The organism is Brevundimonas sp. GW821-FHT02A10 (assembly GCF_059422025.1).
Genome location: NZ_JBWKWC010000001.1, coordinates 138,274 through 154,156, shown reverse-complemented (window position 1 = coordinate 154,156; position 15,883 = coordinate 138,274). Strand labels below are relative to the sequence as shown.

The 15,883-nt window shown below is 69.2% G+C and carries 13 protein-coding genes; 10 read left to right on the top strand and 3 right to left on the bottom strand.

Annotation, left to right across the window (positions count from 1 at the left end; translation table 11 throughout):
* Positions 1-389 precede the first annotated feature (389 nt).
* The 8 genes from AC07U0_RS00685 to AC07U0_RS00650 all read left to right on the top strand — a co-directional run bounded on the left by AC07U0_RS00685 (position 390) and on the right by AC07U0_RS00650 (position 9,122).
* Entirely contained in the window at positions 390-473 is an 84-nt protein-coding gene (locus tag AC07U0_RS00685; protein WP_225897105.1) for a potassium-transporting ATPase subunit F, read from the top strand.
* A 16-nt stretch (positions 474-489) separates the two neighbouring features.
* A complete protein-coding gene (gene kdpA / locus AC07U0_RS00680; protein WP_494719169.1) occupies positions 490-2,196 on the top strand; it encodes a potassium-transporting ATPase subunit KdpA in 1,707 nt (568 codons plus the stop codon).
* A gap of 13 nt (positions 2,197-2,209) precedes the next feature.
* Positions 2,210-4,273 carry a potassium-transporting ATPase subunit KdpB gene (gene kdpB / locus AC07U0_RS00675; RefSeq protein ID WP_494718113.1) on the top strand — a complete coding sequence of 688 codons (2,064 nt, stop codon included), beginning with the start codon at positions 2,210-2,212 and terminating at the stop codon, positions 4,271-4,273.
* An 11-nt stretch (positions 4,274-4,284) separates the two neighbouring features.
* Complete coding sequence (locus tag AC07U0_RS00670; RefSeq protein WP_494718112.1) at positions 4,285-4,449, top strand: hypothetical protein; 165 nt, start codon at positions 4,285-4,287, stop codon at positions 4,447-4,449.
* Positions 4,449-5,150, top strand: coding sequence for a TorF family putative porin (locus tag AC07U0_RS00665; RefSeq protein ID WP_494718111.1), 702 nt, complete (start codon positions 4,449-4,451; stop codon positions 5,148-5,150). The genes AC07U0_RS00670 and AC07U0_RS00665 overlap by 1 nt, the downstream gene beginning before the upstream one ends.
* Positions 5,151-5,160: 10 nt before the next feature.
* Positions 5,161-5,736 carry a potassium-transporting ATPase subunit KdpC gene (kdpC, locus tag AC07U0_RS00660; RefSeq protein ID WP_494719168.1) on the top strand — a complete coding sequence of 192 codons (576 nt, stop codon included), beginning with the start codon at positions 5,161-5,163 and terminating at the stop codon, positions 5,734-5,736.
* A gap of 76 nt (positions 5,737-5,812) precedes the next feature.
* Complete coding sequence (locus tag AC07U0_RS00655) at positions 5,813-8,422, top strand: DUF4118 domain-containing protein (RefSeq protein WP_494718110.1); 2,610 nt, start codon at positions 5,813-5,815, stop codon at positions 8,420-8,422.
* 10 nt (positions 8,423-8,432) lie between these two features.
* Positions 8,433-9,122: a response regulator gene (locus AC07U0_RS00650; protein WP_494718109.1), complete on the top strand. Its 690-nt coding sequence runs from the start codon at positions 8,433-8,435 to the stop codon at positions 9,120-9,122.
* Positions 9,123-9,131: 9 nt separating this feature from the next.
* Here AC07U0_RS00650 and lldD read toward each other — a convergent pair whose 3' ends face one another.
* A complete protein-coding gene (gene lldD, locus AC07U0_RS00645) occupies positions 9,132-10,274 on the bottom strand; it encodes an FMN-dependent L-lactate dehydrogenase LldD (RefSeq protein WP_494718108.1) in 1,143 nt (380 codons plus the stop codon).
* A 191-nt stretch (positions 10,275-10,465) separates the two neighbouring features.
* Here lldD and AC07U0_RS00640 point away from each other — a divergent pair, with 191 nt between their 5' ends.
* Together AC07U0_RS00640 and AC07U0_RS00635 are read left to right on the top strand one after the other, a co-directional pair.
* Entirely contained in the window at positions 10,466-11,854 is a 1,389-nt protein-coding gene (locus AC07U0_RS00640; RefSeq protein ID WP_494718107.1) for a pectinesterase family protein, read from the top strand.
* A gap of 28 nt (positions 11,855-11,882) precedes the next feature.
* Positions 11,883-12,620, top strand: coding sequence for a Crp/Fnr family transcriptional regulator (locus tag AC07U0_RS00635; RefSeq protein WP_494718106.1), 738 nt, complete (start codon positions 11,883-11,885; stop codon positions 12,618-12,620).
* Here AC07U0_RS00635 and AC07U0_RS00630 read toward each other — a convergent pair.
* Positions 12,617-14,263: an amino acid ABC transporter ATP-binding/permease protein gene (locus AC07U0_RS00630; protein ID WP_494718105.1), complete on the bottom strand. Its 1,647-nt coding sequence runs from the start codon at positions 14,261-14,263 to the stop codon at positions 12,617-12,619. The genes AC07U0_RS00635 and AC07U0_RS00630 overlap by 4 nt on opposite strands.
* A complete protein-coding gene (gene cydD / locus AC07U0_RS00625) occupies positions 14,260-15,876 on the bottom strand; it encodes a thiol reductant ABC exporter subunit CydD (protein ID WP_494718104.1) in 1,617 nt (538 codons plus the stop codon). The genes AC07U0_RS00630 and cydD overlap by 4 nt, the downstream gene beginning before the upstream one ends.
* Positions 15,877-15,883 lie beyond the last annotated feature (7 nt).

The following is a 15,883-nucleotide window of genomic DNA, read 5'->3' as shown; positions in this document are numbered from 1 at the left end:
CGAGTCCTTCGGGACCCGCGACGGTCCCGGTTGAGAGAGACGCCGTTCGGAAGGTCGCGCGTTGAATCGCGCATAGCCCGGCGGCCGGGGCGAGTATCAGCCGTCGCTGCTTCCCGACCAGTTACATCGGGGAAAGGTAGATTGCTTATCGTTCATGTGCCGGTCGACTGGCGTCTGTCCCCGATCATTCGCCCTGACGACGGGCGCTCTTTACGCCGCCCTTATGCCGGGCGCTGAAATCCGAATGGCGCGCTTACGGTCATAGGGCCTCTACCTCCGCTCGAACCGAGTTGGAGGCGCCGAATGGCCGATCTGTTGTTTCTCGCGTTGGGCGGCGGGGCGTTTGTCGCCTTCGCCGCTCTCGCCCATGCCCTGAAGAGGATCGGCTGATGATCGCCATTCTCTGGGGCGCCGGCGCCGTCGTGGTCGCCGTCTATATGGTCGCGGCCCTGCTGCGGCCCGAGCGGTTCTGAAGGAGCCGCCGTCATGATGACTGTTCAAGGATGGGCGGAGATCGCCCTGACCCTTTCGCTTTCCGTCGCCCTCGCCTGGCCGATCGGGATCTATCTGTCGCGCGTATGGAACGGCGAACGCACCTGGCTCGACCCGCTACTCAAGCCGGTGGAAGGCCTGTTCTACAAGGCAGCGGGCGTCGACCCGAAACGCAGCCAGGGTTGGGTCGGCTATGCCTCCGCCCTGATCGTGTTCAACGCCATCGGCTTCTTCCTGTTGTACGCCCAGTTGCGTCTGCAGAACGTCCTGCCGCTGAATCCGCAGGGGTTCGCCGGCATGTCGCCGCATCTGGCCTTCAACACGGCCGTCAGCTTCGTCACCAACACCAACTGGCAGTCCTACGGCGGTGAAAGCACCGCCTCGACGCTCAGCCAGATGGTCGGTTTCACCACTCAGAACTTCCTCTCGGCCGCTACCGGCGCGACCATCGCGGCCGCCCTGGCGCGCGCCTTCATCGCCAATCGCGGGGAGGGGGTCGGAAACTTCTGGGCCGACCTGACGCGCACCACCCTCTATCTGCTGCTGCCGCTGTCGATCGTTCTGGCCATGGTGCTGGTCGGTCTGGGCGTGGTGCAGAGCCTGGCGGCCTCGGCCTCCGCGACCGGGCTTGAAGGGGGATCGCAGACCCTGGCCCTGTTCCCGGCCGCCAGTCAGGAAGCGATCAAGCAACTGGGCATCAACGGGGGCGGTATCTTCAACGCCAACTCCGCCCACCCGTTCGAGAACCCGTCGCCCCTGACCAATCTGATCGAGTCCGTCTCGATCAACATCCTCGGCTGGGCCGCCTTCTTCGCCTTTGGCCGCAGTGTTCTGGCCAAGAAGGACGTGCGCGCCCTGGTCGCCGCCGCCTTCGTGCTGCTCGCCACCTGCACGGCCGGCATGTACGTCGCCGAAACCCAGCCTGCGCCAGCCCTCGTCGCGGCCGGGATCGAACAGCCGCTCAATATGGAGGGCAAGGAGGTCCGTCTCGGCGTGCCGTCCTCGGTGACATGGGCGGGGCAGACGACCGGCGCCTCGAACGGTTCGGTCAACGCCATGCACGGCAGCTTCATGCCTCTGTCGGGCGGGCTGCAGATGTTCCTGATGCAACTGGGCGAGATCCTGCCCGGCGGGATCGGCTCGGGCATCGCGATCATGGTCGTCATGGCCATGCTGGCGGTCTTTGTCGCCGGTCTGATGGTCGGCCGCACGCCGGAGTATCTCGGCAAGAAGATCGAGGCGCGAGAGATCCAGTTCGCCATGATCGCGGTGCTGGTCCTGCCGCTGGCCATCCTCGGCTTCACGGCGATCGGCGCGGTCCTGCCCGAGGCGCTGAAGGGGCTTCTCAACAATGGGCCGCACGGCCTGTCGGAGATTCTCTACGCCTACACCTCGGCGGCGGCGAACAACGGCTCGGCCTTCGCGGGTCTGACCGCCAATGCTCCCTGGTGGAACACGACGCTGGGCATCGGGATGCTGATGGGACGGTTCGTTCCGGCCGTCGCCGTCCTGGCCATCGCCGGCGCCCTGGTCGTCAAGCCGAAGCTCGCGCCCAGCGCCGGCACCCTGCCGACCGACGGCCTGCAGTTCGTCGGCCTGCTGATCGGCGTCATCCTCATCCTGGGCGGGCTGCAGTTCTTCCCGGCCCTCGCCCTCGGACCCATCGTCGAGCATTTCCAGATGCTTGGCGGTCTGGCCCACTGATTGGACACCTGAAATGACTTTCGCCAATCCCGAACACGTCGGCGAGCCGAAACACGCCCCCATCGCGGGGAGCCTGTCCGGCGCCATGCTGGGCCGCGCCCTCAAGGACGCCGTCATCAAGCTCAATCCGAAGCACCTGCTGCGGAACCCGGTCATCTTCGTCACCTGGATCGTCGCCCTTCTCGCGACGGTCTCGGCGGCGGGGGCGGTCGCCTCAGGCCACTCGGCGAGCTTCGCCGTCCAGCTGGCCCTCTGGCTCTGGGCCACCGTCCTGTTCGCCAACGTCGCCGAAAGCGTCGCCGAGGGCCGGGGCAAGGCCGCCGCCGACTCCCTGCGCGCCACCCGCGTCACGACGCCCGCCAAATTGATCGACCCGGCCACCGGCAGGGTGTCCGAGACCCCGGCCGGCGACCTGACCATCGGCGCCATCGTTCTGGTCGAGGCCGGCGATGTGATCCCGTCTGACGGCGAGATCATCGAAGGCGTCGCCTCGGTCAACGAAGCGGCCATCACCGGCGAGAGCGCCCCGGTCATCCGTGAATCCGGCGGCGACCGCTCGGCCGTCACCGGGGGCACCACGGTGGTCTCCGACTGGATCAAGGTGCGCATCACCTCGGCTCCGGGCTCGACCTTCCTGGACCGCATGATCGCCATGGTGGAGGGCGCGGATCGCCGCAAGACGCCGAACGAACTGGCCCTGTCGGTCCTGCTGGCCGGGTTGACGCTCGTGTTCCTGATCGCGGTGGTGACCCTGCTGGGGCTGGGCGCCTATTCGGGCGTCAAGCTGGATCCCATCGTGCTCGGCGCCCTGTTCATCACCCTGATCCCGACCACGATCGGGGGGCTGTTGTCCGCCGTCGGCATCGCCGGCATGGACCGGTTGCTGAAGGTGAATGTCCTGGCCACCTCGGGCCGTGCGGTGGAGGCGGCAGGCGACGTCGATACCCTGCTGCTCGACAAGACCGGCACCATCACCTTCGGCAACCGCATGGCCACCGAGGTCATCCCGGTCCCGGGCGTGCGTCCCGAGGCCGCCCTGCGCGCCGCCGTCACCGCGTCGCTGGCCGACGAGACGCCGGAAGGCCGCTCGATCGTCGAACTGGGCCGCAACGCCGGGATCACGGCCGAGGCGCCCGCCGGCGCAAAGGTCATCCCCTTCACCGCCGTGACCCGCCAGTCGGGTCTGGAGAGCGGCGGATCGTCGTGGCGCAAGGGCGCTGTCGACGCGGTGCTCAAGTCGCTGAACCTGACCGAGGCCGCGGCCCCGGCCGAGTTCCGCGCCGCCGTTGACCGGATCGCCCGCTCGGGCGGCACACCTCTGGCGGTGACCGAGAACAACGTGCTCGTCGGGGTCATCCACCTGAAGGACGTGGTCAAGCCTGGGGTCAAGACCCGCTTCGCCGAGCTCCGCGCCATGGGTCTGCGCACCGTCATGATCACCGGCGACAACCCGGTGACGGCGGCGGCGATCGCCTCGGAGGCCGGGGTCGACGACTACCTCGCCGAGGCCACGCCCGAGGACAAGATGCGCCTCATCAAGGCCGAACAGGCCAAGGGGCGTCTGGTCGCCATGTGCGGCGACGGCGCCAACGACGCCCCGGCGCTTGCCCAGGCCGACGTCGGCGTCGCCATGCAGACCGGCGCCCAGGCCGCCCGCGAGGCCGGCAACATGGTCGATCTCGACAGCGACCCGACCAAGGTCATCGAGATCGTCGAGGTCGGCAAGCAACTGCTGATCACCCGCGGCGCCCTGACGACCTTCTCGATCGCCAACGACGTGGCCAAGTATTTCGCCATCATCCCGGCGATGTTCGTGGTCGCCTTGCCTGCGCTTGGCGCGCTGAACGTGATGCGTCTGGGTTCGCCCGAAAGCGCCATCCTGTCGGCGGTGATCTTCAACGCCCTGGTCATCGTGGCCCTGATCCCTCTCGCCCTGCGCGGGGTGAAGTATCGGGCGGTCGGCGCCGGCAAGCTGCTGGGTCGCAACCTGCTGATCTACGGCCTCGGCGGTCTGGTGGCGCCCTTCGTCGGCATCAAGGCCATCGACCTGATCATCACTGGTCTGGGTCTGGCGTGAGAGCGACCCCCATGCCCCGCAACACCTTCAAGGCCGCCGGCAAGAACGACGTCTGGTTCGCCCTCTTCGTCATCGCCGCCGTCGTGGTCGTCAGCCTGCTGGCCCACGCCGACCGCACCCACGCTCCCGAACGCCCCGGCCCTGTCCCGGCGTCTGCACTGAAAGAAAAAGCCTGATGAACACCTCTCTCAAACTGCTGCTGGCCTCGGCCGTCGCCCCTCTGGCGCTGGCCGGCGCCGCCCACGCCCAGACCGCTGCGGCTCCGCAATGGAGCTTCAACGTCGCCGGGACCTCGGATTACGTCTTCCGGGGCGTCAGCCAGACCCAGGAAGACCCGGCCCTCTCGGGCGGTGTCGACCTGACCTACGGCTCCGTCTACGCCGGAACCTGGGCCTCCAACGTCGACTTCGGCGATGGCGACACAAACGCCGAGATCGATCTCTACGGCGGCATCCGCCCCGAGGTCGCAGGCTGGAACCTCGACCTCGGCGTGGTCGGCTATCTGTATACCAACCAGCCTGACGGCGCGGACTACGACTACGCCGAGTTCAAGGCCGCCGCCTCGCGCGCCTTCGGCCCCGCCACCCTCGGCGCCGCCGTCTACTGGTCGCCGGACTTCTTCGGCGCGTCCGAGGACGAGGCGACCTATGTCGAGGCCAATGCCGCGATCTCGCCCGCCGACAAATGGACGATCTCGGGCGCGGTGGGCCGTCAGTTCGTGTCCTCGGACTTCGACTACACGACCTGGAACCTCGGCGCGGCGTATCAGCTGACCCCGCACCTGGCGGTCGACGTCCGCTACCACGACACTGACGAACACGACTTCGGCGACATCTACGGCGCCCGCGCCGTGGCCTCGCTGAAGGCGACTTTCTAAGGAAGCGATGATGCTCACCCAACTGCGCCCCGCCATTGTGATGATGGCGCTCTTCACCCTCCTGCTCGGCTTCGCCTATCCGCTGGCTATGACCGGCTTCGCGCAGGACGTCTTCCCGGCCCAGGCGAACGGCAGCCTCGTTCGCGACGCGTCGGGCGCGGTCCAGGGTTCGGCCCTGATCGGCCAGCCGTTCGCCAAGGCCGGCTATCTGCATCCGCGTCCGTCGGCGGCGGGCGAGGGCTATGACGCCCGGTCGTCGTCCGGCTCCAACCTCGGCCCGCTTAACGCCGATCTGGCCGAACGGGTGAAGACGACGGCGGAGACGATCCGCGCAGACGACGGCGCGACGTCGGTTCCCGCCGACGCCGTCACGGCCTCGGGTTCGGGTCTCGACCCGGACATCTCTCCGGCCTACGCTCGGGTCCAGGCGGCGCGTATCGCGACCGCCCGGGGCGTGCCCGCAGCCGAGGTCCAGCGCGTGATCGATCAGCATACGCAAGGCGCCTTGCTCGGCTTCATCGGCCAGCCGCGCGTCAATGTCCTGATGGCCAACCGCGCCCTCGACGCCCGCTTCCCGGCCAACTGATTTGGCGGACCCGACGCCAGAGCCTTCGCTGAAAGCCGCCTCCCGGAAACGGGGGCGGCTGAAGGTCTTCCTCGGCATGTCGCCCGGGGTGGGCAAGACCTATGAGATGCTGCGCGCCGCCCGCCGCCGAAAGGCCGAGGGCGGCGACGTCGTCGTGGGGGTGGTCGAGACCCACGGCCGCAAGGAGACCGAAAGCCTGCTGCGCGGGCTGGAGGTCATGGCGCGCAATCCGCTGGACTACAAAGGCCGGACCCTGCTGGAGTTCGACATCGACGGCGCCATCATGCGCCGGCCCGACCTGCTGCTGGTCGATGAATACGCCCACTCCAACGCGCCCGGCTCGCGCCATCCCAAGCGCTGGCAGGACGTGGAGGAGATCCTCAAGGCCGGGATCGACGTCTGGACGACGCTGAACGTCCAGCATCTGGAGAGCCTGTCCGATGTGGTCCTGCGGATCACCGGGGTGCGCCAGCGCGAGGCCGTGCCCGACAGCGCCCTGAGCCGCGCCGACGACATCGAGGTGGTGGACATCACCCCCGACGAGCTGCGCAAGCGACTGACCGAGGGCAAGGTCTATGTGCCCGAGACGGCACGTCTGGCGGCGGAGAACTTCTTCAAGGTCGAGAACCTGACCGCCCTGCGCGAACTGGCCCTGCGCCGGGCGGCCCAGACGGTGGACGACCAGTTGCTGTCGCATCTGCGCGAGCAGGGCGCGCCCGGGCCGTGGGCGGTGGCGGAGCGTATTCTGGTTCTGGTCGGTGGGGACACCATGGCCGCGTCGCTGGTGCGGACCGGACGGCGGCTGTCCGACATGATGATGGACGCGCCGTGGACTGTGGCGACGGTCGATCGCGCCGCCCGCTCGGCCGAGGCCGACGCCCGCCTGAACGAGGCGCTGAAACTGGCCGAACAGCTCGGCGCCCGCACCGTGACCCTGAGCGGGGAGGACGTGGTTCGCGCTGTCATGGACCACGTCCAGCGCAACCATGTGACGCAGATCGTTCTCGGTAAGGGCCGCGATAGCCGCCTGCGCGACCTGCTGGGACGGTCGTTGGCGGCGGAGTTGCTGCGCTCGGCCAAGGGCGCGGCGATCCATATCGTCACCGACAACGACCCTGCCGAAGCCGTCCCGGCGAAGGCAGCGGCCCGTCCCGTAACGGCGCGCGGTCTCATGATCCAGGCGAAGGGCTACCTCGCCGGGGCGATCTTCGTCGCCGTCGCCACCGCAGTCGCCCTGACCCTGGATTACAAGTTCGAGCGCGTCGATCTGGGCGTCATCTATCTCTCGGCCGTGGTGGCGGCCGGGGCTCTCTACGGGATGAGGCCGGCGCTGGCGGCGGCGACGGCGGCCTTCCTGATCTACAACTTCCTGTTCCTGCATCCGCGATACAGCTTCGCGATCGGGTCGCCGACCGACGTGCTGACGCTGGTGGTCTTCTGGGGCGTGGCCCTGCTGACCGGAGCCTTGGCCGGGCGGGTGAGGGAGCAGGCGAAGCGGACCCAGCGCCGCGCTTCGGCCGTCTCGGCCCTGCTGGGCGCCAGTCAGGCCCTGGCCGCCGCAGACGACCGGGTCCAGACCGCCCGCATCCTGGCCGAACAGACCGCCGAGGCCGCCGGCGCCCGGGCCGTCGTCCTGCTGCCAGACTGCGACGACCTGACCATCGCGGCGGGTGCGCCCGACACCCCGACGCTGGGCGCCGCGCCGATGGCTGCGGCCCGCTGGGCCTGGGAGCATGGCGAGGCGGCGGGCTTCGGCACGGGCACCCTGCCGCAGTCCAGCTGGACCTTCCGGCCGTTGCAGGGCGTGCGCGGCCGCTCGGGCGTGGCGGGCATCGAGGCCGAGGCCCTGGCGCCCGGATCGGACGAGGAACGGCTGGCCCTGGCCCTGCTCGATCAGGGCGCTGTCGCCATCGAGCGCGCAGAGCTGGCCGGGCAGGCGCTGGAGACCGAAACCCTGCGCCGCGCCGACCGCTTCCGCGGCGCCCTGATGAACTCGGTCAGCCATGATCTGCGCACGCCGCTGTCGACCGTGCTCGGCTCGGCGACCACCCTGATCGACTTCGGCGAGACGCTGAAGCCCGCCGTCCGCGCCGACCTGCTGCTCTCGATCCGCGAGGAGGCCGAGAGGCTGAACCGCTACGTCGGCGACCTGCTGGACATGACCCGGCTGGAGGGCGGCGGGCTGAACATCAAGGCCGACTGGACCGATGTCCGCGACGTCCTGAACGCGGCGGCCGAACGGGTCTCGCGGCGGCTGCAGGCCCGCGCGCTGACCCGCGACTTCCCCGCCGAACTCAGCCTGGTGATGATCGATCAGGGGCTGCTGGAACAGGCGGTGGTCAACATCCTGGAGAACGCTATCGCCTACAGTCCCGACGGCTCGACCATCGAACTGGCGGCCTATGAGGATCGCGGATCGGTGGTCATCTCCATCGAGGACCAGGGCAAGGGGATCCCGACCGAGGAGCTGGAGCGGGTCTTCGACAAGTTCCGCCGCATGGAGCAGCCCAGCGACCGGTCGCCCGGCGGCGTCAAGGGCGCGGGTCTGGGCCTCGCTATCTCCAAGGGTTTCGTGGAGGCCAACGGCGGGCGGATCGCGGCGGCCAGCCCGATCGCGGATGGCAAGGGGACGCGGGTCCTGATCAGCCTGCCCAAGGCCATCGCGACCCACCCGAACCTGCTGTAAGGCTGAGCGCATGTCGGCCGTTCGTCCCCGCATCCTCGTCATCGACGACGAGCCCCAGATCCACCGCTTCCTGACGCCGGCTTTGGACGCAGCTGGCTATGAAGCCCGTCGCGCCGACAGCGGGCAGGAGGGTTTACGCGCCATCGCCCTGTGGAGCCCCGACGCCGTGCTGCTCGACCTCGGACTGCCGGATATGGACGGCAAGGAGGTGCTGAGGCGCGCGCGTGAGTTCTACGCCGGACCGATCCTGATCCTGTCGGCGCGCGACAAGGAGGCCGAGAAGATCGAGGCGCTCGACCTCGGCGCCAACGACTATGTCGAAAAGCCTTTCGGCGTCGGCGAGCTGCTGGCGCGGGTGCGGGCCGGGCTGCGCCAGACCGGCGACGCCGGACGGCCCCGGGGACCGGTGACCGCGGGCGACGTCGTCATCGACCTCGAGATGCGGCTGGTCACCCGGTCAGGCGAGCCGGTCCGTCTGACGCCCAAGGAGTACGACGTGCTGGCCCAGCTGGCGGTGCATGCGGGAAAGCTGGTGACCCATATGGACCTGCTGAGCGCGGTCTGGGGCAAGGCGCACGTCTCCGACACCCAGTATCTGCGGGTCGTGGTGGGACAACTGCGGCACAAGCTGGAAGCCAATCCGGCTACTCCGACGCTGCTGCTGACCGAGCCCGGCGTCGGCTATCGGCTGGCGGGATAGGCGGCGGCCTCAGGCCTTCGTTCGGACCAGAATGTCCGGACCGATGTCGGCGATCGTCCGGGCGCCGGTCAGGGTCATGGCCACCCGCATCTCCTTCTCGAACAGGTCCAGCAGGTTGGCGACTCCGGCCTGCCCGCCCGCCGCGAGGGCATAGACGAAGGCGCGGCCCAGCATGACCGCGTCGGCGCCCAAAGCGAGGGCCCGCACCACGTCCAGCCCGTTACGAATGCCGGAATCGATCAGGATCGTCATCTGCCCCTTCACCGCCTCGGCGATCTCCGGCAGGGCCCGGGCGGTGGACAGGACGCCGTCCAGCTGACGGCCGCCGTGGTTGGAGACGACGATGCCGTCGGCGCCGAAGGCGACGGCGTCGCGCGCATCCTCGGGGTCGAGGATGCCCTTGATGACGATCTGCCCGTCCCAGACGTCGCGGATCCACTGCAGGTCCTTCCAGGCGATGGAGGGATCAAAGTTCTGACCGATCCAGCCCATGAAGTCGGCCAGTCCTGTCGGCTGCTGCAGATAGGCCGAGATGTTGCCGAGGGTGTGCGGGGTTCCATGCAGGCCGACGTCCCATGCCCAGGCCGGATGGGTCAGGGCCTGAAGCATCCGCCGAAGTCCGGCGTGGGGACCGCTCATCCCCGAGTGGGCGTCGCGATAGCGGGCGCCGGGCACCGGCAGGTCGACGGTGAACACCAGGGTCTTCACCCCCGCCGCCTTCGCCCGCTCCAGCACATGGCGCATGAAGCCCCTGTCGCGCAGGACGTAGAGCTGGAACCACATCGGCCGGTCGATAATGGGCGCCACCTCCTCGATCGGGCAGATCGACATGGTCGACATGGTGAAGGGCACGCCGCGCGAGGCTGCCGCCTTCGCCGCCTGGACGTCGCCGCGCCGGGCGTACATGCCGGTCAGTCCGACGGGAGCGAGGACGATGGGCAGCTTCAGCGTCTCGTCGAACAGCTTCGTCTCGAGGCTGAGGTCTGACATGTCCCTGAGCACCCGCTGGCGAAGAAGAACCTCATGCCAGTCCTCGACATTGTGGCTGAGCGTCGTTTCCGCATAGGCGCCGCCGTCGATGTACTGGAACAGGAAGGGCGGCAGCTTGCGGCGGGCGGCCTCGCGATAGTCGCCGGGCGACGAGATGATCATTCAAACGCTCCGCCGTCGACCGATGACCGACCCAAGGGGCGATCATAGCGTCAGGTCCGCGGCCCCGTCTCGTGCTGTGAGAAAGGCATTCTGTGCCCGACGGCTCCGCTGGCCAAGGTCACTCGATTTCAGGAAATGTTAGCGGTATCACGGCTGACGAGTCGAACCTTCACTCCGTCGCCGGACATGCCATGAGCCTTTCCGCCTTCACCCTTACCCGCCGTTCGGCCCTCGCCGGTCTCATGGCGAGCGCGGCTGCGCCGGCCTTCGCACAGGCCGCCCGGGCCAGCGTCTCCCCGTGGGAGCCCGAGCCGGACATCATCGTCGCCGCCGACGGCACGGGGCAGTTCACCTCGATCCATGAGGCGGTCCAGTCGATCCCCAGGGACAACCGCGAGCGCAAGGTCATCCTGATCCGCAACGGGGTCTATGACGAGGTCGTGCGCGTCGACGCCGCCTATGTGACCCTGCGCGGGACCAGCCGGATGGGCACGCGGCTGCAATCGAACCGCCCCGCCGACCTGCCGCGCGACGCCCTGGGGCAGGGGGTGCTCAACATCAGCGCCACGGCCCACGACTTCGTCCTCGAGAACATGACGGTCCACAACACTGTCACGGCGATCGGGCCGCATGCCTTCACCGTCTTCGGCCGGGCCGACCGGACTATCATCCAGAACGCCGACATCCTGAGCCTGGGCGCCGACACCCTGTCGTTGTGGCGCGGGATCAAGGGCAATGACGAGGCGGGCCTGTCGGAAGGACCCGGCGCGACGCCTCTGACCGCCGACGGCGGCCGGTATTATCACACCGGGTTGCGGGTGATGGGCTCGGTCGACTTCATCTGCCCGCGCGGCTGGTGCTTCCTGTCGAACTCGGAGATCACCCAGGTCAATCCGAACACTACCGCCGCCTTCTGGCACGAGGGGATGCGGGTCGAGGACAAGAAGTTCGTCATCAAGGGCTGCGCCGTCGACGGTCCGCCGCAGTTCTATCTGGCCCGCCATCACCGGGACGCCCAGTTCTACTTCATCGACTGCAGCTTCTCGGAGCGGATGCGCGATCAGGCCCCCTATCTGGTCGTCTATCCGCTGAACGGCGGGACCCCGACCGAGGACGACCTGAACCGCAACCGTCTGGCGCAGGAAGAAGGCCGCTGGCCCGAGCGCCACTACTTCCACAACAGCCACCGCAAGGGCGGCGACTATGCCTGGCTGGCTGACAACCTGTCGACGGCCAAGGGGACGCCGACCCCTGCGGACATGACGGCGAAGTGGACCTTCGCCGGGACCTGGGACCCGGAGCGGATGGATGGACCCGTCGTCACCGGGACGCAGTTGGGGCCGCAGGGCGTGGTCGTGACCTTCGACCGGCTGGTGACTGTCAAGGGCGCGCCGACGCTGGCCTTCGGCGGCGGCGTCTTCGGTGCTTACAAGAGCGGCAGCGGGACCAATGCCCTGACCTTCGATGCGGCGGGATCGGCGCGTCGGGCCGAGCTGGACTTCGCGCAGGGTCTGGTGATCGGCAGCGAGGCCGTATCCGTGCTGGCGCCGGCAGGACAGACTCTCGTTCGGGTTGCCTGAAACCCTTGTGGGGCCTAGGCCATAAAGCATGGTCGAACTGCGCTCCCTGTCCACCGCCTGCGCCCAGAGACGCCAGGATTCGGTGTGCTCGACGTGCGGCGCGCGGGCCTTTAGCGTTTGCGACAGCCTGCCGACGGACGATCTCGCCCGGCTGGACGCCATCGCCGAGCGGATGTCGCTGGCGGCCGGTGAGGTGCTGGTGCGCGAAGGCGATCCGGCGGTGAGCGTGTTCAACATCACTTCGGGGTCGGTGCGGATTTATATGCTGCTGCCTGATGGTCGGCGTCAGATCACCGGCTTCCTGTTCGCGGGCGACTTTATCGGCCTGACCGGCGGTGAGGGCTGGACCTTCTCCGCCGAGGCGATCGAGGACGCGACCCTGTGTCGGTTTCGCAAGACGGAATACCGCGCCCTCATGCATGAACGCCCGACGCTCGAGGCCGCCCTGCTGGATCGGACGATGCACGATCTGGCGGCGGCCCGGAACCAGATGCTCCTGCTCGGCCGAAAGACGGCGCGCGAGCGTCTCGCCAGCTTCCTGCTGGACCTGTCGGATCGCGATCCCAGCCGTCCGTCGATCAACGACGAGGTGCGGCTGCCGATGACCCGGTCGGACGTCGCCGACTATCTGGGCCTGACCATCGAGACGGTGAGCCGCGAACTGACCAAGCTGAAGACCGCCGGGATCATCAGCCTGCTGTCGCTGCACGCGTTGCACGTCGAGCGGCCCGGGACACTGCGGGCCATCGCTGAAGGGCTCGACTAGGCCGCGACCGGGACGCGGTGTGCGACGATCCTGACCTCGCCCGCTTCGCCCAGACTTTCGACACGATAGAGACGATCGCAGATCGCCAGGGGCGGGGATCGGTGGCTGATCAGGATCAGCCCCTGACCGCGCGCGGCCAGACGACGGTCCAGCGCCTTCAGCACCCGGGCTTCGGTCGCGGCGTCCAGTCCCTCGGTCGGTTCATCCAGCACTAGCCAGGGCGCGTCGCGCAGCAGGGCGCGGGCGAGGCCCAGGCGACGCCGCTCGCCGCCAGACAGACGTTCGCCGTTCGGCCCGATCCAGGCGGACAGGCCTTCAGGCGCGGAGCGGATACGCTCGGCAAGCCCCGCGTCCTCAAGCGCGGACCACATCGCGGCGTCGTCGGCGGGCCCGGCCATCAGCAGATTGTCGCGGATGCTTGCGTCCAGCAGGCGCACCTCCTGGGCGGCGCAGGCGAACAGACCGCGACGATCGGCAGCCGCGATCTCCGCAGCATCGACGCCGCCGAGACGCATCTGTCCGGGCGCGATTTCCCTCAACCCGGTCAGGCGTTCGATCAGGGTGGTCTTGCCGGCGCCGGACGGGCCGAACAGACCGATCCTCAGGGGCGGCGAGGCGTCATCACCCGTCGCCGTCAGTGACAGGCTGTGGCCGATTGGCGTCCTTTTGGACCGGGCAACCGGTTCAGTCAGGACCGCGTCCAGCCGGACCAGGGCCTCGGTCGCCGCGCCGTTCTGCAATAAGGCTCCGGCGAGGCCGGCGGCGGAGTCGACACCCATGACCGCGACCAGAACGGCGAGGGCGACGAGGGGCAGGGGCGCTCCGGTCGTGGCGAGGATGATCACCCCGACGGCGACGGCCGTGGCGACGGCCTGCCACAGACTCATCCATCCTCCGGCCCGGGTCAGGGCCATCAGGGCGCGGTCGTGACGGGCGGCGCTGTCCTGAACCTCGCGGACGGCCCAGCCGTCGAGCCCATAGGCCTTAAGCTCCGGCGCGACGGCCTCCAGCGCGGCGAGTCGGTCCTTCAGGGCGCCGACCGCGACTTGCGCCTCCCGGCCCGCCGGCTCCGCCAGACGCCGGGCAACCAGAACGCAGCCGGTGGGGGTCAACGCCATCATCGTCAGAAGCGCAACGCCGGCCGGCGGCGAGGCCAGCCCGGCCAGCAGCACGGCGGAGACGGCCCCGGCGCCCAGACTCCAGGGCACAGAGCGGCGCACGAACAGGGTCTGGACCGCGTCCACATCCCGCACCAGCCGACTGGACAGCTCGCCGGAGGACAACGCCAGCGCCTGTGCGACGGGGCCGGAGGCGACGGCGTCGAACAACTGGGGACGCAGGCGGGCGAGGGCCTTGAGCGCCGCCTCATGGCCGGACACCCGCTCAACGTATCGGGCGCCGGTGCGCAATATGGCCAGCAGCCGGATGATGGCGCTGGGCATCATATAGTTGAAGCTCTGGGCCGCTGCGGCCCCGGCCAGACCGGCGAAGGCCGCGCCGGTGATGAACCATCCCGACAGGCCCAGAAGGCAGACGGCGGCGGCGCTGACCACCGCTCCGCCGAGGGCCGCCAGCCGCAGTCGATTGCGCTGGGCGTGGGTCTGGGCGGCGATCAGGGTCGTGATGCGATGGGGCGTCTTCACAGGTTCACCACGCGATCGGCGAGGGCAGCGACGGCCGGGGAATGGGTGGCGATCAGGGTCGTGCGGCCACGCGCAATCTGGCGGATGGAGGCCAGAATCTCCACCTCGGCCACCGGATCGAGATTGGCGGTGGGTTCGTCGAGCAGCAGGATCGGCGCGCGCTTCAGGAAGGCGCGGGCGAGGCCGAGGCGACGTCGCTCTCCCCCTGACAGCCCGCCGCCACGCTCGTCGATCCGGCGCGTCAGGTCGGGGGTGAGACCGGCGGCTCGGGCGGCGAGCGCCAGTCGGCCGGGACAGGCGTGCCGGTCGGCCAGGGCGATGTTGTCGCCGAGCGTTCCCGGGACGACGATCGGGTGCTGGCCGGCCCAGGCGATGCGACCGGCGACGTCCTGACCGGGCGCCAGCCGAATGCCGTCGATCTCGATGGCGCCGTGCGTCAGGGGCGAGAGGCCGAGCAACAGGTGCAGCAGGCTGGACTTGCCCGCCCCACTGGCCCCCGTCAGGGCGACGATCTGGCCGGGCCGGACGTCGAGGTCGAAATGCTCGATTACCGCCGGCCCGCCGTTCCACGCGATGGCGACGTCGACGAAGCGGATGGCGGGGGCGGAATGGCCGATGTCGAGCGGCGCGGCCTGCGCGCCATCTGGCGTGATCAGGGATGGCGCGGCGGCCTCGGCGGCCTGCCGGTCGTGATAGGCGGCAGCCAGTCGGCGCAGCGGCTGATAGACCTCGGGCGCGAGGGCCAGGACGAAGAACGCCCGTCCAAGATCCAGCGTCTCCGGAACGGGGAAGGGCAGGAGGCGCAGCAGGTTGAAGCCGCAGTAGACGGCAATCAGGGCCACCGACAGGGCGGAGAAGAACTCCAGCACTCCGGAGGACAGGAAGGCGATGCGCATGACCCGTGCAGTGCGGCGCTCCAGATCGTCCGAGGCGGCGGCGATCTCTGTGGTGGTGCGATCGACGGCCTCGAAAGCCAGAAGCGCGGGCAGGGCGCGGATGCGGTCGAGGAAGAGGCCGGACAGCCGCTCCAGCGCCTGGAACTGACGCCGGCTCTCACCCGCCGCCGCCGTCCCGGCCAGGGCCATGCCGAGAATGAAGGGGATCAGGGTGAACACCAGAACTCCCGCCGCCACCGGACTGGCGATCGTCGCCGCCGCGATCAGCAGCAGCGGCGACAGGCCCGCCGCCAGACGAAGTGGAGCGAAGCGGCCGAACCAGCCGTCCAGCGCCTCGACCCCCTCGACCACCGCCGTCATCCGGTCACCGGAGCGGCGGCCGCGTCCAAACAGATCGGTCAGCAGGCGGCCACGCACCTCGGCCTTGACCGCCCGGCCCAGCCGCGACCCGATGACGACGCTCGCCTGACTGATCAGGCCGCGCAGGATCAGGCTGCCGACCGCCAACAGGAGGCCCGGAACGGCGGCGCCTGGCGACCGCTCCAACTCCGTCAGGGTCAGGCTCAGGCCTGCCGCGAAGCCGATGGCGGGCAGGATGTCGGCGACCGTGATCAGCCCGGCGATCAGGCTCAGCCGCCGCCACGACCGACCGACCGCCTTCAGCCATTGGGCCGGCGCAGGGGCAGGGGATGCGGCGTCGAGCGGCGCGGCGGTCATCGGCGGA